Genomic DNA, 24,197 nt, shown 5'->3' with positions numbered 1-24,197 from the left:
TGCGCTTTACATTACTACTGGGTTACGCATCCTAACGTGTAGCACAATTTAACAAAATTAAAAAATACACGACATTTGCTGATATGGAATATCGTCTTAACTATGAGTCACTCGCCAACCATTTTTTTGATAAATATTTATAAAACACTCTATTTACAGTCACTTACACTTAATATTAACAAGTTATCGATACATTTAACCTTTTTTGTCGGTTTTGTGAGATTTGTTGCAATATGTTAATGAAACGTGTAGTCTACGCGAACGATCGTGCATGCATAGATACTGATTGCAATGACACTAGGATAGTATTTGCTGTTTAATGTTTTCAGGGAAATATCTAACATATGGATAATACATTCAGTATAGGAAAGACCGATTTATCTGAGAGAACTTATAGTTCGCGCTGTAGAGGAACGCTAGGTGAACTGTTCCAAGGGCCTTTCTTTACAAAAGAGGGAGTTGATATTGCCATCATTTCTGCTGTTGCTGATAAATATGTTAAAGCATCATTTACCATTAATGAAAGTGAAGGTGATTGCAATCTAAAAGAGCTAGGTAAAACGAAAGTAAAACGTGCTATTGATAATTATTGCCACCTAAAAGGCATCTCTTCTCCTACTGGAAATTGGAGCTTCAAATCGGAGTTAAAAGTTGGAGCTGGAATGTCTAGTTCGACATCAGATATAGTAGCTGCTCTAAAGTGTTTCAGTTCTCACATGAACAAAGAGCTAACATTCTATGATATTGTAAACTCGTTAAGTGGGGTAGAAAGATCAGATACGGTTTTTTTAGAACAACCATGCCTATACCTTAGTCGAAAACAACAGATTATTGATATCTATAAACCTCAAGGTAAAATTTATTGTTACTATGCTATTGAATCAAACGTTGTTGATACTACATCTACAAAAGATGCATTAATTGACCATTACATAGAAAACAAAAATGAATATTCAATATTATTAGATGATGTATACTCATCTTTTAAGAGTGGTGACCTAAAAAAAATATGTGAATGTTCTACAAAAAGTGCACTACTTTCTCAAGGTATTATGCCAAAGAAAAACTTCTGGCACTTTTATTCATCATTAAACCAAATTAAATCTGATGGATTGATTGTAGCTCATACTGGAAGTTTAATTGGATTATTGTTCTGTAAGGAACCAGAAGATTCGATTAAAGAAGATATATCAAAATTATTTTCTGAATCAGGTCTAGAAGTAGAAAAAGGAATTATTGGATAATGTTTGATCACATCTCAGAAGCTATTAAAACGCCACAGATAATTAAAGTAGAAGAAAATTTATATGTTGCTCGATTTGAGTCAATGAAAATATACTCCACACTTTCTGCGGTTGGAAACCTTCTCGATGCTGGAAAGATCAATAAATATAGTATTCTTATTGATAGCTCAAGTGGGATTTATGCTTATGCTTTAGCTTTAGCTTGTCATAAATATGGCTTAAAATGTCATATAATTGCATCTAAAACAGTTGATAGTTCGATAAGGGTGCAACTTGAATTGCTTGGTGCAAAAGTTGATGGTGTACCATCTGCTGGTAGTTTGAAGTTAGATCAAAAATACCGAGTTGAGAAAGTTAAAGATATTCTAGAAAAAAATCCTAATTATTACTGGATGCAACAATATCATGATGATATTCACTATCATGGTTATAGAGAATTTGCGACAGTAATTAAAAAACAATTGAATGTTGATACTTTGACTGTTGTTGGTGGAGTTGGTTCAGGATGTTCTACTGGTGGGTTGGTTACTGGTTTGAATGATTTGGGTGTAAATGTAAGGCTCTGTGGAGTCCAGCCATTTGGTAGTGTTACTTTCGGTGCAGAGCATGTTGATGATCCAGAGATTATTATTGCGGGAATTGGAAGTGCAATTGAATTTTTAAATGTTAAACATAATTTATATGATTCGATAAATTGGATTTCATTTGATTATAGTTTAAGCGGCACTATAGACATAATGAAAAAACACGCAATTTTCGCTGGGTTGTCAACCGGAGCAGCTTGGTGTGTTGGTAAATTGGAACAGCGTAAAAATCCTAACACTCCTTGTTTAGTTATTGCTCCAGATACTGGTCATCGATATGTTGAATCAGTTTTTTCTCGTCACATTGAAGCTTTACCATTAGATCAACTTGAACCAAAACATATTAATAATGCACAAGAATTATCATTGCCATGGTCTCAGTATAATTGGGATCGTAATGAGAAATCGAACTTAGAAAATTTTAAAAAATTAAATACTGAGGTGTTATCATGAATTTAATACTTATTGAAGCGTTAACTTTTGGCCTAGGACGTTTAACAGAAGCTGCAAAGGATTTAGGTATCCATCTTTACCTTCTAACATATAATAGAAGCATCTACGAATATGAGTTGTCAAAGATTGAAAGTGAGCATCTTACAGTAGTTGATATTGATACATTCAATATAGACTCAATTGTTGATTACGCGAAGAGTCTTGATGATCTTAAAGGCGTTGTAAATCTAACAGATACATGGACTCATGTTTCTGTTCAAGTTAATGAAAGACTAGGTTTAGTAGGACAAAATCCAGAATCAGTACTAATTGCACGTAACAAGGATTTACTTAGAAAAACACTAATCGACAACAACTTAACTACAGGACAGTATATGTTGTTAGAAGTAGACAGCATAGACAAGTCTACCCTAACATCTATTCGGTATCCTGTAATTGTCAAGGATCCTTCTGGAACTGGTTCAAAAAATGTTTGGCTAGCAACAGATAAACAAAACCTGCTAATGCTCTTGACTGATATTAAAGATAATCCAGATAGTCCAGAAAAATTACTACTAGAAACCTATTTCACAGGAACTTTGTATAGTGCTGAGACATTGAGCTACGCAGGTGAAACCAGACTTATATCTATATCGAGCCGCATACTATCTGATGTTCCTTTATTTATGGAAAAAGCTATCTCATTACCTGTTGAGACAGAAGGAACAGAGCTGGCGAGTGTAGAAGGTTGGATTAAGAAAGTTCTTAATAGTATCTCATATACTGATGGTTTCGCTCATACCGAATTTGTGGTTACTTCAGATGGCTTGGAAGTGATTGAAATTAACCCTCGTTTGGGGGGCGTCCAAATTGGAGAATCATTATGTAAAGCCTTTAATAGCAATATTTATTCAGCATATATTGAAATGGGAATTGGGCAAAAACCAGCGTTGTTAAATGAAGAATTGACTAAGCACACTTCTGTTGGGCAAGTTTGTTTGTACGCAAAAGAAACTGGTAAGTTTAAGAGAATTGATGACACACTAGTGAATGATGAAAAGTGTAGAGTTTACCCTTGTGCAAAACGAGGCAAAGAAATACTTAAGCTAAATGATCAAAGCGCATGTGTCGCTATCTTAACCTCTGAAGGAGAAACTTCTGAAATTGCATTACTGAATGCAATTGCTGAGTCTAATCGAGTAATTGTCGAAATGGAATAGAGCCATGAAAAAATACTTGAACATTATAAATAAAGAAATATTTATCATTTTACTAACGACATTGCTTAGTAATGTGGGGATATTTATGGTAATTCCATTTTTGGCTATTTACTTAACCAGTATTGATACAATAACGACTGTCGAAGTAGGTACTATAATAGGTATAGCATTTTGGTTTCAGAGAGCAGGCTCTCTACTTGGTGGAGTAATTTCAGATACCTTTAGTTCAAAGTCAACTATGTTAATTGGCTTACTTGTAAGAATTCCTGGTTACTTGATGCTAGGTTACGTTGTTGACTTTTATCTATTAACTTTATCTTGTTCTCTAATTGGTCTTGGAAGTAGTATTTACCTACCCGCAGCTAAGTCTTCATTAGTCAGTAAGGTGGATGAGTTAGATAAGGTCAATGCATTATCACTGAGAATGATATGTTCTAATGTAGGTGTGGCAGTTGGACCTGTAATAGGATTATTTATATTTGAATCATCACCAGAAATATTATTCAATACTGTTGGTGCTATCTTTACAATATTATTCTTTTTTAATTGTTACATAGAGCCAACAAAAATAAAAAAATCTGATTCAAAGCTAACTTTTAAGGATTTTCACTCTTTATGTAAAAGAAGAGAGATGATTAGCATTAGTATTATCATGTGTATATTCATGATTGCTTATATGCAGCTTGAAGTTACAATTCCTTTATTTGCCAAAGAAGCACTCGACAACTCTGCTGCTTCACTTGTGTTTATTGTTAATGCTATTTCTGTTGTTTTGTTACAATTACCTATATCGAAATGGGCATGCCATGAAGATAGGGGAAAAGTATTGTGTATTGGGGGTATAACATTCCTAATTAGCTTTATTGTGATTTCTGAAGTAGAAACATCACTAACTCTTCTATTGTTTGCAGTGGTGCTATTTACTTTAGGAGAAATTATATTTTCTATAAGACTAGACTACGATGCAACAAATATTGACAAAAACTTGGTTGCTAGTAGCTTTGGGATTTTAAGCCTTGCAGGTGCTTTCGGTGGACTGATTGGTAGTTATATTGGAGGTAGCTACTATAACTTTCATTTTGATATAGCCAACCTTGATTTTTGGAAAATGTCTGCAATTTTATCAGCACTAATTTCAATATTTTTTTATGTTTCAAGCAAGTACCAGAAGAGGTTAACATATGCCTAATCATATTGTATTTATTGGTGCGCATGGAGCTATGTGTGACTGTGTTGAAAAAAATGAAATACGTTACACTTTGATTGACAAACCAGATAAAGTTGATACAACTTTAATTAGTCGTCTATCGAATTGCTTTTTGTTCGACTATGAAAATGATGAATTTTTATTACGAATCATCAATTCTATTAACGATGAGCATCCTATTACTGCCGTTGTTAGTCTAACTGAAAGTGGGTTGCTGCAAGCAGCTAAAGCATCCGAATATCTAGAACTTCACCATACCAAATCAGAAACCGTTATGGCCATGAAAGACAAGGCTAAGATGCGGATGCGCTCAAATAATGTAACAGATTTCCCTGTAGGCTATAATCTGGCTAATAGAATAAATGACTACTTTGATTTTTCTTCAAAATATGGTTATCCTTTTATTGCTAAGCCCAAAGATGGTGTGGGAAGTGTTGGAGTTCGCAAGATAAGTAGTAAAGATGAAATCTCTAGTGCCTATACAGAAGGTGAAATGCTTCTGGAGAGTTTTATCGAAGGTAAAGAGTTGTCTGTAGAGACCTTTTCTTTCTCCGGTGTTCATCATGTAGTTGCTATTACTGAGAAGGAAGTATTAGGTGGAATCAATGATAATCAGTTCACTGAAATTGGACACAAAGTTCCAGCTGGAATTAATGATGAAGAAAAAAAATTAATCATTGAATTTACTAATAAATTCTTAAACTCATTAGAGTATAAAGATGGCCCTGCACATACAGAGATTAAAATACAGAGTAATAAAGTTTCTGTAATTGAAACCCATAATAGAATTGGTGGAGATCGCATATCTGATTTAGTTAAATTAAGTACAGGGGTTGATCTTGTAGAGCTGTCAATATTGTGGCCTTTGGGCATGTGTAAACCAGTGGTCAATTTCAATGAGTCAACCATAGGATCTGCGATTCGATTTTTCAGCGTCAAATCTGGAGTAGTAAATAAAATATCTGGATTACACAATGCTAGATGTTTACCTGGCGTTGTAAATATCGAGTTGAACTTATCTGAAGGTGATGTAGTCCAACCAATAACTAACTCTTTTAACCGCTATGGTTTTGTCATTGCTACAGGGTTAAATGCTGATGAAGCAGATAAAAACTGTAAACGGGCCATTGATTCCATTGTAATAAATATAAGTTAAGTTAGATAAAACTGAGATCTATATGCTCTCAGTTTTAGCGTTACCCAACCTGATGAACCAGCTCTGATTAATGCAGAAGTTGGTAAAAAGTATTCAGTCTCCGTTTCGTGCCTAAAACGCCGAACATTTGCGTCTTTATGCCCACTTCCCCTTTAATGAGACAGTTCTAAACTAGAGTTTTCTATTTTATCTCGGTACGCTGCCGGAGGCTGATTACCGAGACTTTCATGGGTTCTTTCTTCGTTATAATCCAATCGCCAGAGCCAGGCCATATCTCTTACCTGGCTGATGCTTTCAAACAAATACGCATCAAGGAACTATCTGCGAAACGAGCCATTGAAGCGTTCAACAAAACCATTCTGTTGGGGCTTGCCAAGCTGGATATATATCAGCTCAATATGATGAGCCTCGCACCAATCCGTCAAAGTAGTCGATATTAACTCTGGGCCATTATCTAGGCGCAGCTGATTCGGTAATCCGCGTTCTGCTTTAAGTTGCTCTAAAACGCCGGTGGCGACTTTTCTAGCACTGCATTGATTGCGTCAATGACAACAGCATCTGCTTTGCGCCAATCTCGTCCCGGGCGGTAGAAGGTCGAACGGCCAATACCGACAAACAGGCAGACCTTTACGAACTTAGCCCCGCATCAACCAGTATGCTGACGCACTCTCGTTTCTCTGTTGTCACCAACCCTTTTTTGCGACAAGCTCCTTAATCGCATTATTTTCCAGGCTGATATATACAAACATTTTCTTAAGCTTGACATTTTCTTCTTCAAGCTCTTTCAATCGTTTGACGTCAGAGGCTTCCATACCCCCGTATTTGGACTTCCAGTTGTAATAAGTTGCGCTACTAATACCGTGTTGGCGACACACTTCTTCAACCTTCCTACCCGCATCGACTTCTTTGAGTACGCCGATAATCTGAGATTCTGTATATCGTGATTTTTTCATAGTCGTCTCCTGTATTCATCATTGCAGAAAACTCTAATTAAGTCTGTCTCAGTTTAGGGGAAGTGGACATTTATGTAACAACATCAATTCACCTCCATATTTACCCAATAGTGATTTGGTCAAATCATTACAGCTCTGTTTATGATATAGTTTTTCAACTAATGACTAGATTTAACGACCAGAGAACCCTTCTCTGGATAATGAGTAAGAATTAATCTATGCAAGAAAAGAAATTTGAACGTTATGACGCAGATGAACGGAAGAGTTCACTAATTAAAAGTACTTTAAACTGTTTGAAGCTAGATGGTTATGCTGGATTATCTGTACGTAAAATTACACGAGAAGCGAATGTGTCACAGGGAATGATCAATCATCACTTTGGCTCTATCGATTCACTTGTCATTCATGCCTACGATGCTATTTCGAAGGAATTTTTTGAGCAAACTAACGCCCTCATTGACTCTCATAAAGGTAGTGCATCAGAAAAGCTGATTATTTTCTTTCGCTCTTATATCTCTGAAGACAACCTTGACCCTGATTTGATGAAAACATGGTTAGTCTTTTGGAGTCTGATTAGAAATTCTCAGGATATGGCCGAAACATATGAATATGTTAATGATAAAATTGAGACTTTACTCATTAACTTATTGCTTGATATTAACAAGGAAGAAGGTCTTGATATGACTGATACATCTTTAGCCGCTCAAAGTTTAATCGCACTGTTAGATGGTGCTTGGGTTAGAACTTGTTTATCGCAAAAATGTTTACCACCAGAAAATACAATGAAAATTTTCATGAAGTGGTTAGAGGCATATAAATTGGGCGTATTCTCATAAAATAAAAGCCATCCACGCTATATCGGATGGCTTTTTTATGAATATCTTTCAACTTACGCTGTCACAAGTTCCCTTTTATTAAGCTGATTTTTCTTAACAAGAATAGTAGCGAGTATTAGACCTAACAAAGACATGCCACCCAAGAAACTAAATATCATGTTGTATCCACTATTACCGTATATATCGAGCCAATAACCGAACATCGAAGAAAGGAATAAGTCAGGCGTATAGCCGATAATAGAAGCAATACCAATCGCTGTCCCAGCAACTTTCATCGAAATTCCGGCCTCACGTACAATAGAGAAAACTAAACCGTAAAGCATAAGGCCAAAAGCTCCAGGAAGTAGCGTATAAATACTAATCAAGGTTGCACTCATTGTTGATGGCAAAAACATCACACCAATAAATGTGCCCGCTAGCAACGTAAATAAAACAATAAATAGCTTCGATGTTGACTTAAATACTTTGTCTGCCAAGTAACCACCAAAAGGAGCAATTAAGTAAAATAAATAGCTTCTAATGATAGAGAACATTCCCGAGTCTTCTACTGATATACCAACAACATTCGTTAGGTACGGATTAAAGTAAGTCGTACTACTGAAAATCGAGTAGCCAGTGAATACGATGATAGAAAAACACCACAGCATTGGGTCTTTGAACAGTTCTTTTACATGAGAAAAATTAATTTTATCATCACTTGATGTTTGATTAGTCTCGTCAGATTTGTCTTTGAGCACAACAAACACCAGCACACCTGACAATAGAATACACCCAGCCATGACAATGACTGCATAAAAAAGACTTTGTTTTGGATCTAGGCCAAATGATGCTGCTTTTAAGGCTAATCCATTAATTACCGCCCCAGCTAAACCATTACCGGCATAATAGATACCATATAACCGAGCTTGCTCACTGCTATCACCGACCATGCTTATTGCTTTCAATAGCGATGTCCAAAAGACAAATGCGGTGGTAATCGCAAACAAGAACCAGAGAACCAAAGCCATACTGTATGACATGGTGTAGGCGTAAATCACACCTAGAATGGCAGTTCCAAACAAGGAGTAACTAATCGCTTTTCTCGGTGAAATTCTGTCTGTAAGAATTCCTCCTGGAATATAAGTTAACATACCGCCCAAAGCATACATTGTAATGAGAAAGCCTGATTGCATATTACTAATATTCATCACCTCTAACTGTGTATCGTAAAATACATATTTGAGGTACGGAAGCGTATAAATTGCTCCTCCGGCAAGTGATAAGACTAAAATCGTAAAGTATTTATACAGCGTTTTGTTCATCATCATTCTCAACCATCCTTATTAAGAAATATTGAAAGTCTAATTCAAAGAGTGTTAGACGTGATTAATTCAACTGACGACAGGAATATCAGGGAAAGTTGATGGTTCGGGCTTGAATAGCTCTTTGGCAACTTCTCTAGTTGTTTTTCCACTAGTCAACGCCTCTTCAAATACTTTACGTGTCTGACGTCTAATGATGTTCATTGTATCTTCAGCAATTGCTTCCGGCTCTGGTTTCACCAGACCAAATACTACGACTTCATAAATGCGTATGCCGCCCATATTAGTAATGAAATCAACGCATATATCGACGCCTTTTTCAGCAAGAATCTTATCTGCTTCTGGCGTTACGGGGATATTTGCCGCCTCAACAACCAACGATGCTTTTACCTTGTGTGCATTATCTTTATTGATAACGTCTTCCAAAGCTGCAGGGACTAGAATGTCGCAGTCGATATCGAGCCATTCAACGTTATCGTGAACACGATATGAAGGTTCGAAACTATCTAGATTAAGTTCTCCTTTGGGTTTACGAGTTTTGATGAGCTCTTTAACATTCAGCCCATCTTCACATGTAACCAAGCAATTCGCATCAGCAATACCAACGACTTTATAGCCCCAATTATCCAGACAATTTGCCATGCTAGCGCCGGCACAACCGAAACCTTGCAAAACAACTCGAGTACCTTCCGGTAAATTGCCTTTTAATTTCCATGCTTCGTCTAACGCCGCCGCACAACCATAGCCAGTAATCATGTCGTACATCAAGAAATCATCGTATTTCATAGAACAAACATCATCATGGTCTTTGATTCGTTGCTGTTGTAATGGATCATTACGCATGGCTTGTGTTTGCGGAAGTCCAATGCCAATTTCATCTAGAATTTCTAACACATCGTTATAATCGACGCCTAGATCCCCACCAATAGACACGCCACTGTTAATATACGGACTCATTGCCTTGAGATAGCGTCTTAGGACATCCTTTGCATCAGGCGCTTTATAGTCATACGCGATGCCGCCTTTGCACCCACCTGTAGTAACGGATTCACAGGCTTTGTATTTGTAACCCATAGCGGTAGCTAATCGCACGACTTCTTCTGCAGTAACCGTTGGGTGCATACGTGTACCGCCACCACAATAATTATTAACGAAGTTATATGCGCAAAGCCATCCTTTGGCATCCGTTTCCGTGTCATTCCACTCTACTAAAATATACGGCTTAGTCATTTTAATATGTCCTTATTTTATAAAAAAACCACGAGTTCGTATTGAGACTACAACACAATCATACGATCGTTCAATAGTGATTTTCATTTTATTTTAACAGAATTTAAACTTTAATTATTTTGGTGCATTGAACCATTTTGGGTCACCTAAATGGGGCATTTTTCTGATGGAAAATATATTGATATTCTAATCATACGATCGTATAGTTACGTATATTGTTAACATTTAATTTTAAACATAACGAATAAGGGTTAATTTTGAAAATTGTCATATCAGATTATAAATCATCATTAAATTTTGATATTAATTATGCTATTTCTTACTTAAGAGACACTTTAGGAACTAACACTGAAATTATTGTTTATGAATATAATGGAAACAATAAGGAATTCATTGATATATTAAATGATGCTGATGCATTAATAACAGGTTATTTAGAGATCGACAAAGAAATAATACAAAGTCTGAATCATCTAAAGATAATTTCTATAATGGCTACAGGTTTTAATTTCATCGATATTCAGCAAGCAAGTCGTTCGCATATCGGCGTTGCCGTCAATCAAGAATATTGTACCCAAGAAGTGTCGGAACATGTTATGTCATTACTGCTTGCGCTAAATAGAAAGTTAAAACATTATACAAATGATGTCGACGCAAAAGGTATATTTGATTATGGCACAACTAACAATTTGATCCGACTTGATGGTTCCACATTAGGTATTTTTGGTCTTGGAAAAATTGGACGCTCGGTGGCGAAAAAAGCGCAATCTTTTGGAATTAAAGTGATTGCATATGATCCCTTTATTTCCGAGGAAGTTGCGAATGAATGTAACGTAGAATTACTGCCAATTGATGACGTATTATCAGAATCCGATAACATTAGCATTAATATGTTACTAACGAATGAGAATGTCGGATTTTTTAATATGGAAAAATTTAAAAAAATGTCTAAAAGACCATATATCATTAATGTATCTAGAGGTGCGTTAATTAACGAAGATGATTTAGTTGACGCGCTAGATAAAGAGTTAATAAAAGGAGCAGGCCTTGATGTATTAGTTTCTGAATCACCGAATCTAGATAATCACCCACTAGTTAATCGTGATAATGTAATCATAACGCCACATAGTGCGTTTTATTCTGAAACATCTATTCTTGAATGTCAGAGAATAGCTTGTGATAATGTTATTAATTATGTGAATGGTAATTATGATAAAATGTTCAGACTGATTAACCCTGAAATATTAAAGTGAGTTTTACTGTCTAACCCGACAACCAGATTCCATTCTTGCATGGATAATGAGCGAAAAAATGCATTGCCTCTTTGTTTCCGGTCACGAAAAAAAGTAGGTTCCTCGCTGATTGAGCAGGACTGTTCTCGACCGTAAAATGTGCTAGAACCTCAGTAGCGTTTGAATGAAAACTCGGCATAACAACAATCTCAGGTATAGAAAAACGATACAGCGCCCTAATGGCCTTTATTTTTCTATCACCTTCGACGATACTCTTGCACATTCGTGTTTAGTTGGAAAACGTCATGCCTCAAGCCAATTCCGTTGTCATACTCGACTTTGAAACCACGGGTCTCTCTCCTAACCTTGGTGACCGCGCAATTGAAATCGGCGCGGTGAAATTAGTCGATGGTGAGGTTGTCGATAGTTTTCAACAATTAATGAATCCGGGCTTCAGAGTAAGCCCATTCATTGAAAATTATACCGGCATCACCAATAACATGTTACGTAAAGCGCCAAGCTGCGATGAGGTAATGATATCGTTTAGTGAATTCATTGCCGATGAGAACCTTATCGCTCACAACGCTTCGTTCGATAAACGATTTCTGGACGCAGAGCTTGAAAGGATCAACCGCGGTTATGCAGGAACGTTCGTTTGCTCCTTACTGGTGGCAAGAAGACTGATTCAAGATGCACCGTCATACAAACTAGGTGAACTTGTTCGCTACAAAAACATCGATAACGACGGTGTTTTTCACCGAGCATTAGCCGATGCACAAATGACAGCCAAACTTTGGCTTCATATGATCGAAGATTTGGAGCTGTCAGGAATCACCAATCCAAGTTTTCACTTTATGCAAACCGTTAGTAAAACAGCAAAAGGGAAAGTAAACCGACTACTGGCGAAAAGCCGTGTTTAATTCACTATTGGACGTGCGACGTGAAGTCGTATAAAGCGTTGTTCACCGCTTTAAGAGTGAACTGTCCACTTTCCCTAAACTGAGCAATTATCTTAAAGGATAAATTGAGTTATTTCTTTTCTTCTTTTTCTTACGGCTAAAAACACTAAATATTTTTTTTAAAAATCTCATAATAAGTCCTCACTATATAACTTGACGAGCGATTATTTCAGCTAATTGACGGTTACCCAAATCATTGAAGTGAACTCTGTCAACAAATAATGTTTGATCAAAAACTGGAGAAGTCTTCAGCATTTCATTCATATCAAAACACTTAATATCACCTGCTTTTCTTTTAATATTTTCAAAGAAAGGTTGATGAACTTCTTTGCCTAAGACACCACTAAATAGGCGATAAAAGTTGTTAGGGCAACTTTCTATCGCATGGAAAACGGCTTCTTCATCAGCCGTCAGCTGGTCTTTACACCAATGGGAAAGTGGCTGTAAAACGAATGAGACGGATGCAGAATACTCAGCGAGTAATAGTTTCCACTGATGCAGTGCTGTTGTAATCGTTTCAGCGGCTCGAATGATCCTTTCATCCAATGAAACATGACTATCATCAATAATTTTATCCGCTGGATTAGAAGTAGCCAAATGATCTTTGATTCGTTTAATTATTGACACTTTATTTCCGTCATCAAACGAGTCTTTCTTACGTTTCATATCCTCATTGAATTTATTCATATAATGTTGAAATTCATAGGAATAGTAGTAACGACCATATTCACTTGCATATTCATCTGGTATTCCTTCTAGTGCGAGTGTATTCATGCCACTAAAAACAATAACTTGACCAATATCATAAAACTTTGTCTGGTTCACTATATATAGTAATAATTCTTGTGTTGAGTTGAAACCTCGACCAGAGAAATTAAGCCATACTTCTCCAGTTATATCAGATAAATAAGATGCAACTGAATATTCATCAGAAGTTGCACCCACGCCTAAAGCGGTAGAACCTCCAACTAACAAATTTACTTTTTTATTTTTTGGAATAGAATCAACGGAATAACGTGTTGATTGATGAACACTATAACGAAACCCGAGTGAATCAGTATTAATAGTTTCCGACCGGAAGTTTTTTTCGTGGAAATACATGACATAAGGAACCCAAGTGGCTCCGACATGCATGAAACGGTCATAATCCCGAATCTGTGGTGTATATTTATATACTTCTTGTATTGCATCTTTATGACTGAGATGCTTCTTATTAATCGAGGACATATACTTCTTTCCAATTGACTTCTTCAAACCAGCGAGGCTGTTTTTCTTTCGATAACAAGTAGTGACCTATGACGAGGTAATCCATTTCCGTACGCATAAAACAACGATAAGCATCCATAGGACTTTCAACAATAGGCTCACCGCGAACATTGAAGGACGTATTGATCAAAATCGGACAATGAGTGATTTGATCAAATGCTTCAATTAACGAACGAAACAGAGGATTGTATTGACCATCAACAGTCTGAATTCGCGCAGAATAATCTACATGTGTCACCGCAGGGATGGTGGAGCGTGTGATTTTCAATTTATCAAGGCCATCAATTGACTCATCGTCTCTCGTGATCAGTCTTTGATTAGATTTTACCGGGGCCACCATCAACATGTATGGCGATGGTGCTGTAATATCAAACCACGTATCGACGTGCTCTGCTAAAATAGCCGGAGCAAATGGACGAAAAGATTCTCTGTTTTTAATCTTAAGGTTCATCGTACGTTGCATCTCTGGCGATTGAGGATTACCTAGAATTGAACGGCATCCCAAGGCTCTAGGACCGAATTCCATTCTTCCCTGAAACCATCCGACAACTTTATTGTCAGCGAGACATTGTGAAGTTTTTTTGAGGAGTGTCGCTGTATCATGATACTCATAATCTGCATTCACATCCTGAAGAAAACTCAGAATTTGCTCATCGTTATATTCAATCCCCAAGTAACCGCCGTTCATGCGATCAGTGACACCATCTGTGAGCCTTGAATTATTGGCGATAGCATAATGATAATTAAGAGCGGCACCAAGAGCGCCTCCAGCATCTCCTGAAGCCGGCTGAACGTAGATATGTTTGAAGAGTCCCGATTGAAGCAACTTCCCGTTGGAGACACAGTTTAAGGCGACTCCACCGGCAAGGCAGAGTGAATCCGCCTGAGTCATTGATTTCACTTTTCGCGCCAGCCCAAAGACGACTTCCTCTGTTATCACCTGAATCGAAGCAGCAATGTCCATAATCTTCTGGGTGATTGGTGATTCAGGCTCACGGGCTGGACCTGAAAACAGCTTCTCGAATTTGTCGCTGATCATACAGTCCCCGACTTCATAATCGAAGAAGGTACGATTTAAGGTGAATGAACCATCTTCTTCGAGATGAAGTAAATTGTCATAGATGAGATCGACATAACAAGGGTTACCGTAAGGTGCCAACCCCATCAACTTATATTCTCCAGAGTCGACTTTAAACCCACAATAGTAAGTAAATGCTGAGTATAGAAGTCCTAAAGAATGAGGAAATGCAATATTAAAAATACTTTCTATCTGGTTACCTGAGCCAAGCCATGCGGTCGTTGTGTCCCACTCACCTACGCCGTCAATACACAAAATAGCAGCTCGTTCATAAGGGGACGTATAAAATGCAGATGCAGCATGACTAAAATGGTGCTGACTAAAAACGATTTGAGGTATGTTCTCATCAGGAAACAGTTCAGATAGTTCTTTGTGAAGAATCTCTTTGATGTTCTTCTTTTCCATAAAATATTTATAGTTTTTTGCAAAACTCACTGAACCTTTAGGGAAATTATTTTTATAAGTTTGACATATGCGTTCAAATTTCAGCTCTGGATCTTCATAATAAGTAATACAGGAGATGTCAGAAATACTTATCTTCTCCGCTGATAAGCATGCCTTTAATGCATTCTGAGGAAAATTCTTATCTTGCTTTATTCGAGAATATCGTTCTTCTTGTAAAGCAAAAGCGATTTCACCATCTTTCAGAAGTGCAACTGCACTATCATGATAGAAACAAGAGATACCGAGAATATAACTCATACAATTTCCCTCATAAATGTTGATACGGCAATTAAGAAAAACAAAATTGGAGGAACATAGTCAAACCACGATAGGCGACTAAGAACCGATTTCATCGATTGAGCAGTTAGACCAACCGTGGTATTTACAATAATTCCACCCAGATTAAAAATTAACCCATAGGCTAAAAAATACATCCATGCACTTTCAGAATTATTAGGAACAAATTGAGGGAGGAGGCTCAAAAAGAAAAGCCCTATTTTAGGATTCGTGATATTAATCAGAACACCTTTTCTAAAAACCATATTTGCTTGATTTTCTTTAGTACCATTCGCACCACCTTGCTCTTGGTTATGTCGAGGCCAAGAAGAATAAGCCAAATATAAAAGGTAAATTGCACCACATATTTGCATGATTTCATAAAGAATAGGTACTTTTTGAAAAACTACCACAAGTCCTAATGCTGTTAATAAAACATAAAAGAAGACCCCTACTTCGACTCCAGCAGCTGCTTTGATTCCAGTTTTGAACCCATGAATTAAAGATTGGTTCATCACATATAACATAGCTGGACCCGGTGATAAATTTATAATTAATACAGAGATGAGGAAATAAACTATACCGTCGTTCATAATTAGTTCGTCATGAGTTGGTTGAATAAAAAAAACGCTTGATTGAATAGTGAGCCTTTTGCATAAAGCTGAGTTTTTTAGGGATGTTCAATGAACAGTAACCCAGCCATATACGTTCCCAATGCTTTTGTCTTTCTGCTTCTCCTCCTTTTTGAAAAATATCATCTAAGTACTCCTTGATTGCTTCTAAAGCCCAAGCAGAGTGTCCAGTAACAACGTTATCCACGGTATTATGTAAATCGGTAAATAGTGAATCAAAACCATAGTAGCGAAGAACATCGCTGGATCGTCGGTATTCTCCCCCGACACCGGAAAGCTCCATCGCTAAATTCAGCCCCAATATTTCGGGAAAAAAATATTTTGGAAATAGGGAAATCGATAACCAGTAGACAGGGACAAGAAAGTCATCATCATCGAATAATTTCAGTGAAGTTGTATTAAGATTATCGAGTGATGGAACCTTGACCCCCATACTATCTAGTAATTTACGGTAAACATTTCCATGATGAACATGTGTATCGCCCTGTCCAAGTTCATCGATGAGCGTTTTGTAATGCAGGTAACCTATATGCGTGCTAATTAGCGATGGGATCGACACTAACCGCAACCATGCCCCATCAATCAATGTTAATGGAGCTAGTCTGATTGCATCTTCAATGACTTCATCACGACTCTCTTCCGGTTCTTCAGTCAAAGGTCGATAGCTATCCACCTGCTTTCTATGCTGATTTTCAAACCATAAGGACAAGTCTGCGTGGTGATATACAGAAAACGGTATACTTTCTTGCACCACTTGTGCGTTCTGATGACTCTTCAACCATTTTTGTGCATAGTTAAATGCAATAGGCAAAATATCAGGGTTTTGTTCTACCTGTAATAACTGAACATATAAATCTTGTAAACTGATGTGTGCATATTTGCCATAAGTATCGAGTCTTGCCTGCTCTAGAACTGACGGGTTAATGCCTCTTAGTTGAGATACACCGTTCAAGTTGCTTATTGAACCGACGTTGTGACGTTTCTCTGGAATTTCTTCATTTTGGTTCAATCCAGAAATCCACTTGCGGATGATCTGAATATCGTCCTCAGTACAAATACCATACATAGCACCGTTCACATTGGTAAACATATGAACCAAGGCACTTCTATCCTGTTGCCCCTTACGTATGTATTTCGAGTCTTTCAATGCATCTAGTAGTTGTTCAGGGTTAAAGGATTCAGGATTGAGAAAACAATCAATAGGGCATCCTTGCAAACTTCCTCTTTTATGATAACCATAACCATATCTGCCAATTTTATTCAGGAGGCGTATCATCTGGGCATCGTTATTAAAATAAGTATTATCATACAAGTCGACGCGTAGATTTTGTTCAAAGGAGTCGATTAATTGGATAGTCCGTTCATAACCATTCCAAATACGGTGTGTATCTCTATCAGTTTGCTGATCTAAATAGCTTTCAATAGCAGAAAGAGCATTTTTCAATAAAGGAGCGATTTCGAGGCCATTCAATAGATTATTACAGAGGATGGAAAGATGACTCAGTTTTTCAAGATAATGAACCATGGCCAAATTAACGCCAAGTGTTTCTTCGTAAAAAAAGCTCGGAAACATGGCAACTTTCATAAGATAAGCAGGAAGGACAAATGAGTAACCGGAAATCGTATCATCATTGAAGAAATAAAAATTGCACTCTTCTGGGATTTTTACATCCATTCGCAGTGCTGATGATTCAAATGCTCTTGTAATACTATGTTGATAGTTCCCGCTTCCCATCATCTGAATATGCTGTTTTAAAAGATAAGCACTGTCTTCTTTCCATACATAAGGAATTGAAGTGATACCACATAACCAAGAGCCGATAACTTTAAATAATGGTGAATACTGCTTAAAAACAAAGTCTATTTGTTGAACCGTAAACGGTGATTCATCATTTGAATCTAAATACAAAGCTAAATTAAATTTATCTAACCAGTTTGAAACATCATTGTTTTGCTTTAACTTATCGATTTCAGAAAATGCTTCATGGAGATCTTGCCATATATTTTCCATGTAAGGATATGCTGTTTCATGTTCAATTAGCAGACGAAACCATTGCCTAGCATTTATTTCAACATTTCCGATAACATGTTGAGGAACGGGAAGAAATGAAGGTTTGTGCCGAGATTGACGATTCAGTGAAGACCCCACTATATACACCTTGATTTACATTAACTAGATTCATATTAAAGTTATTCTACTCAAATGTGACACTTTTACAACAATTTCATCCCTTTAAAGTACGAAAGATTAACATCCAATATGTGCTTAATGCTTTCAATTTAGACTTAACCATATGATATTAAATAAAAAATTCAGAACAAGACTGGCAATATCAGATCCAACAAAACATGAGTCGCCGAAGGATCTGTTGGGACAATGCACCAATGGAACGGTTGTTCCGCAGTTTAAAATCGGAATGGATACCAGAAATGGGTTACTCATCGGTTCGGGAAGCAAAACAAAATATCAGTTATTACCTGATGGACTATTACAACTGGCAACGACCTCATCAACATAATGATGGCGTTCCACCTGCATTGCCGAGAATCGGGCTTGGCGCGTGTCCGGTTTTAGTTGACCTCTATAAAAACAGGAATGACACATAACCACAAACTTCGATCTAGAACAAGCGCTTAAAGCTCTTCAGTCGGGACAAGACCTGACTGGCAAAGACGGCTTTCTTACTCCTCTCATCAAACAGCTCACCGAAACCGCCTTAAAGGCGGAACTCGAACAACATCTGGAAGATTACGAGCAACCAAACCGTAAAAATGGCTACAGCAAGATGTGATCGTCAAACTGATCTGTTTTGTTCAAATAATGTTCACGACCTTGCCCTATCCTCCCATCTTATGCTTAATTTTTTATACTATTCCCCATGAGTACAATACCAAAACACATGAATATGACACCAGATAGTTTATTAATAATAATTAAACCATTTATTATTTCTGCCAACAAATATTTTGCTAGAAAGGAATGCATACATCGTGAGTGCTGAAAAAGAACAACCAGCAAAGATCGAGGTCAATATTGTCGTTTGAACTAAAAAATCGCCCTGATTATTAATAAATTGAGGAAAAAGTGCAGAAAAGAAAATAATAGCCTTTGGATTTGATAATCCCACAAGTGCAGCCTTTGTGAATACAGAGAGCCCTTGTGACTGCTGGGGTTCTGAAAGGGGTTTATTCGTCCTTACTGACACGATGGATTTATAACCGAGGTAACATAAATAGAGTCCTCCGGCAAACTGTATACATCTCAGTAAAAATTCTCCACCTTCGTTAATCAGAACCCCCATCCCTAGCGATGCGAACGTCGCATAGAAAATCATGGCTGATACATTACCAAAGATACCAATCACAGCCTTTCTGACGCCAAGATTGGCACCATTCGATATTGCCAACAAAACAGCAGGTCCGGGTGACAGGGTTGCAACAACTGCTAAAACGAAAAAAGCAAACAGGGAATTATACTCAACCATTAGGAATATCCTTACCTCAACTAAGCCAAAATATATTTAACATCAGTGTTACAGTTATGTTTATAACACACCCATTCACTTTTTGTGATATTGAAATTTTTTCTTTCCTTTCCTCCCAACAGAGACACAGTATTTCTCATATGGATCATTGATCGTGTTGATTGCAGCGACGGGTAAACCAATACCTGCAATGATGCGCTCATGTGGATTTAGTCTTTGTCTTAGTTGGACCGCTAATTCGTCAACAACATCATTCCGACGAAAGAGTTTTCCATCGGTTAAATGCCTCGAATACTCAGATCGATAGGTATCCTGATGGTATGCCGGTGGTGAGATAGATACTGCTCAAACAAATCCGGCGATACGCAATTTGAATCAATTGATGGCACTTGCTGCAAATCCGGAACCTGAATGACGACCTTAGCACCTCTGATTTTTGCAGAAATTAAAATATCCTTTAAATCAAGGTGAATTGGGAATGACTCTAAAATAATGTCTCCACTATCAGTAAAGCCAGCACCACGCATCATTACCAAATCTGAATCAGGCAATGTAAAACTCAGCATCCCGGATTGATTTAGTTGTGGCTTTTCTATCGACCTGACAGGGGGCAATTTCGGTACATCCCCTAAAGCCCCTCCCCGGCATTGAGGATCTGTTTGGGGCTTTTGAATGATTGACGATCTAACCAACTGAATGGCCAACCAATGGATAGACACTTTTTTATACTAGATGTAATAAATCAGTTGGGTCAAAAAGTAGCTTGTGAAGTGAATTTTGGGACAGTCAATTTTAAAAAGGAATTGGACAGAATATACCTGCCCAAAAATCATCAGTTAGGGTTTCTTTGTTAGCCAGTAGGTATCACGGCTACGGATAGAGTCGAGGGAAAACATCTTTAAAATCCTTGAGAAAAGGGCCCAAAGGTTGAGGAACCGATGGGCCAACAGGCCTATACAGGATTAGGCCCCCACTTCTTGATTTTTATACTTCCTTAATCTCTTAGTACCGGCTCTTCTTCTTTGAATTAATCCAACAGCAAATACAATGAACAAGCATGGAATATAGACGAACAGACGAGAAGGCTGAGGCCTGGCCTGATCGACGCCAGTAATGACCTGGAATGGTTTAAAGCCTGCCTCGTAAGCACTGCTCCCAATTTCAACACTGTCAACTTCTACAGTATGCTTATCCTGATAAATATTCAGGCCAGCATTCTTCAATATCTCATGAACACTTCCTGATTTATAAGGGATGATCATCAAAACAGATTCCTTCGGTTTGCCTGACTGATCTTCATCGTCAACATGAACCCGTATTGGTGTGCCCGCATTTATCTCTTCATTTTGTTTCAAATATTGTGCGATTTGAACGTATTGATACGGATCTTCAAATTTATTGATCCAGAAACCAGGTCTGAACAAACTAAAGGCGACCAATAACAAAATTGCACTTTCCCACCACTTAGAACGGCATAAGAAGTACCCCTGAGTTGAGGACGTGAAAAGAAGCATTGCTAATGTTGAAATGATGAAGATAAACACGGCATGGACAAAGCCAACATCAATCAACAGTAGATCAGAGTTAAAGATAAATAAGAAAGGCAGCACCGCAGTTCTTAATGCATATTGAAACGCAATAATACCAGTACCAATCGGCTTACCACCCGAGACAGCAGCCGCGGCAAACGAAGCAAGACCAACGGGTGGTGTGACATCTGCCATAAGTCCAAAGTAGAAAACGAACAAATGGACGGCGATAAGCGGAACAACCAAACCATTAGAAGCACCAACTTCTACAATGACGTTAGCCATCAAAGAAGAGACAACGATATAGTTAGCCGTGGTTGGTAAACCCATACCAAGAATGATACACAGGAAAGCAACCAGCAAAAGCATCAGCGTGATATTGCCAAATGACAGCACTTCTACAAGATCGGCCAATACTGAACCGACACTCGTCTGTGAAACAACACCCACGATGACACCTGCCGTCGCTGTTGCAATCGAGATGCTGGCCATATTACGGGCACCGCTGACCATGCCGTCAAACAGATCTTTTATCCCTTTCAGATAAGGGATAGACGCACGATGTCTGAAGTAAGCTTCTAGTGCCGGTTTACTCAGAATAATCACGATGGTCAGAACGGATGCCCAGAATGCACTCAAACCAGGACTTAATCTTTCGATCATAAGACACCATACTAAAACCACCACAGGTAAGAAATAATACATCCCTGAAAAGAGAATTTGTCTCGGAGGAGGCAATTGAGTCATATCATCTTCTTGATCACTTTCAGAATCCGGATATTTACAACTGATAAACAGTAATCCGACATAAGCAGCAAGGGTCAGTAATGAGACCGCATAGAAGGACGAGTCTCCAGTTACTGTTTTAACCCAGCCCAATCCATAATAGACGAAAAGTGCGATTAAACTGACGACAAGGAAACCAAACAGGAACCCGGTTATTTTACGTAAAACACCAGTATTCGGTGTTGTTCTCGGAAGCCCTTCCATACCGCTCTTTAGCGCTTCTAAGTGAACGATATACACAAGGCCTATATATGAAATCAGTGCGGGAAGAAAAGCATGTTTTATAACATCTAAATAGCTAATACCTACATATTCCACCATCAGAAAGGCCGCAGCTCCCATCACTGGCGGCATAATTTGTCCGTTCACAGATGCAGCGACTTCAACGGCACCCGCCTTTTCTGAAGAGAATCCAACTTTCTTCATCATTGGAATTGTAAAAGTACCCGTGGTCACAACGTTAGCAATAGAAGAACCTGATATTAACCCCGTTAATCCTGACGCAACGACCGCAGCTTTAGCAGGCCCACCCCTATAGTGACCTATGCACGAGAAAGCAAGCTTAATGAAAAAGCTACCGGCGCCAGCTTTATCTAATAAACACCCAAACAGTACAAATAAGAATACGAAATCGGTTGAAACACCTAACGCAATACCAAATACACCCTCAGTCGTAATCCATTGATGGTTTACTATTTCACTCAATGTGAAACCTTTATGAGCGATGATTTCTGGCATATGGTTGCCAAAGGCATTGTAGAGCAGGAAGACAGTGGCAATTAAAGGTAATGTAATCCCCAAGCTACGTCTCGCCGCTTCAAACAGAAGAGGAATACCAATACATGCAATCACAATATCCTGCATGATGGGAGCCCCGACGCGAGTTGCAATAGCATCGTATTCGATAAAGTAGTAACTCGCACATATAGCCGCTAAAACAGCCAAAATCCAGTCTATGACAGGGATTCGGTTTCTGGGGGAATTTTTACCTGCAGGAAAACTTAAAAAAACAAGAAAGATAGCAAACGCTAAATGTATTGAACGTGCCTGGTTACTATTCCACCGCAACAGGCTGGTATCGATCATATAAGGTAACGATGATGATATCCAAAGCTGGAAAACAGCCCAAACAAATGCAACCGAAACCAGTACTTTAAGCTGCATATTTTGAGGATGTCGTCCCCCGACATCATTTGTGGTCACCAATTCATCCAGTTCGGCACTATTCGACTGACTTTTCACAACGTCCATGTAAACCCCAATTACAAATTACTTACATCAATATCCGCCAAAATAATTTGGCGGATAGATAAATTAAAACTTACTTCATCCAGCCTCGTTCTTTGTAATATTGGATTGCGCCAGGGTGTAATGGTGCTGATAGTCCTTTGGTGATCATATCTTCAGGTTCTAAACTTGAGAACGCTGGATGTAACCGTTTAAAACGAGCAAAGTTTTCAAACACTGCTTTAACTAAGTTATAAACCACCTTATCTGACGTATCCGTAGAGGTGACTAGGGTCGCTTTCAAACCAAATGTTTTTACATCATCAGGGGTACCTTCGTACATTCCACCAGGAATAGTCGCCGCACTATAGTAAGGATACTTTTTAACCAAATCGTCGATATGCGGGCCATCAACATTGATGATGTGCGTTGCACAAGTACTTGTTGCTTCTTTTACATTAGCAACCGGATGACCTGCTACCATTACGAAAGCATCAATCTTGTTATCACACAAAGCTTGAGATTGTTCCGAAGATTTAAGCTCACCAGCCAGTTTGAAATCATCGGTTGTCATCCCGAACTCTTTCATCACATTCATCATCGTTGCTCTCTGACCTGAACCTGGGTTACCAATGTTCACCCTTTTCCCTTTCAACTCTTCAAATGAATGGATATTAGCGTCATCTCTAACAACTAAAGTAAAGATGTCAGAATGAAGTGAAAATACAGATCTTAATTTTGTAAACGGACCTGCTTTTTTAAAGTTCGAAGTCCCGTTATAAGCATGATACTGCCAGTCAGACTGAACGATACCAAAGTTAAGGCCGTTAGAACGAATTGAATTCAGGTTTGCAATTGAACCACCTGTTGAGGGAGCAGAACAACGTAAATGATGAGTATCACTATTTCTGTTGACCATTTTACAGATAGACTCACCCACAACGTAGTAAACCCCTGTCTGGCCAGCCGTTCCTATAGAAAAGTGTTCTACCTCTTCGGCAAAAGTAGTGTGCGACATGACTGCCATCGAACCTATCGCTGCGGTAACAATATGTTTCCTAATAAAATGCTTCATGATTTATCTTCCCTGTTAAATACGTATAAAGATCTTTTACCGATT

The 24,197-nt window shown here is 38.0% G+C and carries 18 protein-coding genes and 3 pseudogenes; 10 read left to right on the top strand and 11 right to left on the bottom strand.

The features are described 5' to 3' along the window. The first annotated feature begins 344 nt into the window (after nucleotides 1–344). From MKS89_RS07365 to MKS89_RS07345, 5 genes are read left to right on the top strand one after another with little or no spacing between them, the layout of a single operon-like run. Nucleotides 345–1,244 (top strand): GHMP family kinase ATP-binding protein, encoded by a 900-nt coding sequence (locus MKS89_RS07365; RefSeq protein ID WP_072957372.1) that lies wholly within the window; start codon nucleotides 345–347, stop codon nucleotides 1,242–1,244. Next, nucleotides 1,244–2,281, top strand: a complete 1,038-nt coding sequence (locus tag MKS89_RS07360) for a pyridoxal-phosphate dependent enzyme (RefSeq protein WP_077316317.1) — start codon at nucleotides 1,244–1,246, stop codon at nucleotides 2,279–2,281. Before MKS89_RS07365 ends, MKS89_RS07360 begins: the two co-directional genes overlap by 1 nt. Beyond that, nucleotides 2,278–3,480, top strand: coding sequence for an ATP-grasp domain-containing protein (locus MKS89_RS07355; RefSeq protein ID WP_072957367.1), 1,203 nt, complete (start codon nucleotides 2,278–2,280; stop codon nucleotides 3,478–3,480). The genes MKS89_RS07360 and MKS89_RS07355 overlap by 4 nt, the downstream gene beginning before the upstream one ends. A 4-nt stretch (nucleotides 3,481–3,484) precedes the next feature. After that, nucleotides 3,485–4,669, top strand: a complete 1,185-nt coding sequence (locus MKS89_RS07350) for an MFS transporter (protein ID WP_072957366.1) — start codon at nucleotides 3,485–3,487, stop codon at nucleotides 4,667–4,669. Beyond that, complete coding sequence (locus MKS89_RS07345) at nucleotides 4,662–5,843, top strand: ATP-grasp domain-containing protein (RefSeq protein WP_072957363.1); 1,182 nt, start codon at nucleotides 4,662–4,664, stop codon at nucleotides 5,841–5,843. Before MKS89_RS07350 ends, MKS89_RS07345 begins: the two co-directional genes overlap by 8 nt. 152 nt (nucleotides 5,844–5,995) lie before the next feature. On the opposite strand, the pseudogene MKS89_RS07340 reads toward MKS89_RS07345, so the two are convergent. After that, nucleotides 5,996–6,796: pseudogene (locus tag MKS89_RS07340) on the bottom strand (transposase). A gap of 218 nt (nucleotides 6,797–7,014) precedes the next feature. Between MKS89_RS07340 and MKS89_RS07335 the strand changes: the two are divergent. Beyond that, nucleotides 7,015–7,632, top strand: a complete 618-nt coding sequence (locus tag MKS89_RS07335; protein ID WP_072957358.1) for a TetR/AcrR family transcriptional regulator — start codon at nucleotides 7,015–7,017, stop codon at nucleotides 7,630–7,632. A gap of 53 nt (nucleotides 7,633–7,685) precedes the next feature. On the opposite strand, the gene MKS89_RS07330 is transcribed toward MKS89_RS07335, so the two are convergent. Then, the gene (locus MKS89_RS07330; RefSeq protein ID WP_077316315.1) at nucleotides 7,686–8,939 is read right to left on the bottom strand and encodes an MFS transporter; all 1,254 of its coding nucleotides are present in this window, start codon (nucleotides 8,937–8,939) and stop codon (nucleotides 7,686–7,688) included. Between the two features lie 63 nt (nucleotides 8,940–9,002). Then, nucleotides 9,003–10,163: a Glu/Leu/Phe/Val family dehydrogenase gene (locus MKS89_RS07325; protein WP_072957356.1), complete on the bottom strand. Its 1,161-nt coding sequence runs from the start codon at nucleotides 10,161–10,163 to the stop codon at nucleotides 9,003–9,005. 257 nt (nucleotides 10,164–10,420) lie between these two features. On the opposite strand from MKS89_RS07325, the gene MKS89_RS07320 reads away from it, so the two are divergent. Further along, nucleotides 10,421–11,416, top strand: a complete 996-nt coding sequence (locus MKS89_RS07320) for a C-terminal binding protein (protein ID WP_072957353.1) — start codon at nucleotides 10,421–10,423, stop codon at nucleotides 11,414–11,416. Between the two features lie 284 nt (nucleotides 11,417–11,700). Continuing rightward, a complete protein-coding gene (locus tag MKS89_RS07315; protein WP_072957349.1) occupies nucleotides 11,701–12,315 on the top strand; it encodes a 3'-5' exonuclease in 615 nt (204 codons plus the stop codon). Nucleotides 12,316–12,498: 183 nt separating this feature from the next. Here MKS89_RS07315 and MKS89_RS07310 read toward each other — a convergent pair whose 3' ends face one another. Genes MKS89_RS07310 through MKS89_RS07295 form a run of 4 tightly spaced genes read right to left on the bottom strand, consistent with a single transcriptional unit; the run spans nucleotide 12,499 to nucleotide 18,199 of the window. After that, nucleotides 12,499–13,581, bottom strand: a complete 1,083-nt coding sequence (locus tag MKS89_RS07310) for a G-D-S-L family lipolytic protein (RefSeq protein WP_072957347.1) — start codon at nucleotides 13,579–13,581, stop codon at nucleotides 12,499–12,501. Next, nucleotides 13,568–15,400 (bottom strand): carbamoyltransferase family protein, encoded by a 1,833-nt coding sequence (locus MKS89_RS07305; protein ID WP_072957344.1) that lies wholly within the window; start codon nucleotides 15,398–15,400, stop codon nucleotides 13,568–13,570. Before MKS89_RS07305 ends, MKS89_RS07310 begins: the two co-directional genes overlap by 14 nt. Next, complete coding sequence (locus tag MKS89_RS07300) at nucleotides 15,397–16,011, bottom strand: LysE family translocator (protein ID WP_072957342.1); 615 nt, start codon at nucleotides 16,009–16,011, stop codon at nucleotides 15,397–15,399. The genes MKS89_RS07305 and MKS89_RS07300 overlap by 4 nt, the downstream gene beginning before the upstream one ends. A 10-nt stretch (nucleotides 16,012–16,021) precedes the next feature. After that, a complete protein-coding gene (locus MKS89_RS07295) occupies nucleotides 16,022–18,199 on the bottom strand; it encodes an iron-containing redox enzyme family protein (RefSeq protein WP_083571253.1) in 2,178 nt (725 codons plus the stop codon). A gap of 188 nt (nucleotides 18,200–18,387) precedes the next feature. Between MKS89_RS07295 and MKS89_RS07290 the strand changes: the two are divergent. Both MKS89_RS07290 and MKS89_RS07285 read left to right on the top strand, forming a co-directional pair. Next, a pseudogene (locus MKS89_RS07290) lies at nucleotides 18,388–18,629 on the top strand (integrase core domain-containing protein); the annotation flags it as partial. 24 nt (nucleotides 18,630–18,653) lie between these two features. Next, nucleotides 18,654–18,827: pseudogene (locus MKS89_RS07285) on the top strand (IS256 family transposase); the annotation flags it as partial. Between the two features lie 147 nt (nucleotides 18,828–18,974). On the opposite strand, the gene MKS89_RS07280 reads toward MKS89_RS07285, so the two are convergent. The 4 genes from MKS89_RS07280 to MKS89_RS07265 all read right to left on the bottom strand — a co-directional run bounded on the left by MKS89_RS07280 (nucleotide 18,975) and on the right by MKS89_RS07265 (nucleotide 24,152). Beyond that, nucleotides 18,975–19,535 carry a LysE family translocator gene (locus MKS89_RS07280; RefSeq protein WP_083571252.1) on the bottom strand — a complete coding sequence of 187 codons (561 nt, stop codon included), beginning with the start codon at nucleotides 19,533–19,535 and terminating at the stop codon, nucleotides 18,975–18,977. A gap of 278 nt (nucleotides 19,536–19,813) precedes the next feature. After that, nucleotides 19,814–20,254: a hypothetical protein gene (locus MKS89_RS07275; protein ID WP_131814881.1), complete on the bottom strand. Its 441-nt coding sequence runs from the start codon at nucleotides 20,252–20,254 to the stop codon at nucleotides 19,814–19,816. Nucleotides 20,255–20,497: 243 nt separating this feature from the next. Continuing rightward, complete coding sequence (locus tag MKS89_RS07270; protein ID WP_072957337.1) at nucleotides 20,498–23,101, bottom strand: TRAP transporter permease; 2,604 nt, start codon at nucleotides 23,099–23,101, stop codon at nucleotides 20,498–20,500. Nucleotides 23,102–23,171: 70 nt separating this feature from the next. Continuing rightward, nucleotides 23,172–24,152 carry a TAXI family TRAP transporter solute-binding subunit gene (locus tag MKS89_RS07265; RefSeq protein WP_072957334.1) on the bottom strand — a complete coding sequence of 327 codons (981 nt, stop codon included), beginning with the start codon at nucleotides 24,150–24,152 and terminating at the stop codon, nucleotides 23,172–23,174. Between the last annotated feature and the right edge of the window lie 45 nt (nucleotides 24,153–24,197).

The sequence above is a fragment of the Vibrio gazogenes genome, from assembly GCF_023920225.1.
GTDB lineage: Bacteria > Pseudomonadota > Gammaproteobacteria > Enterobacterales > Vibrionaceae > Vibrio > Vibrio gazogenes.
Note: the sequence above shows the minus strand (reverse complement) of the source record. Positions and strands in the feature narration are given on the sequence as shown.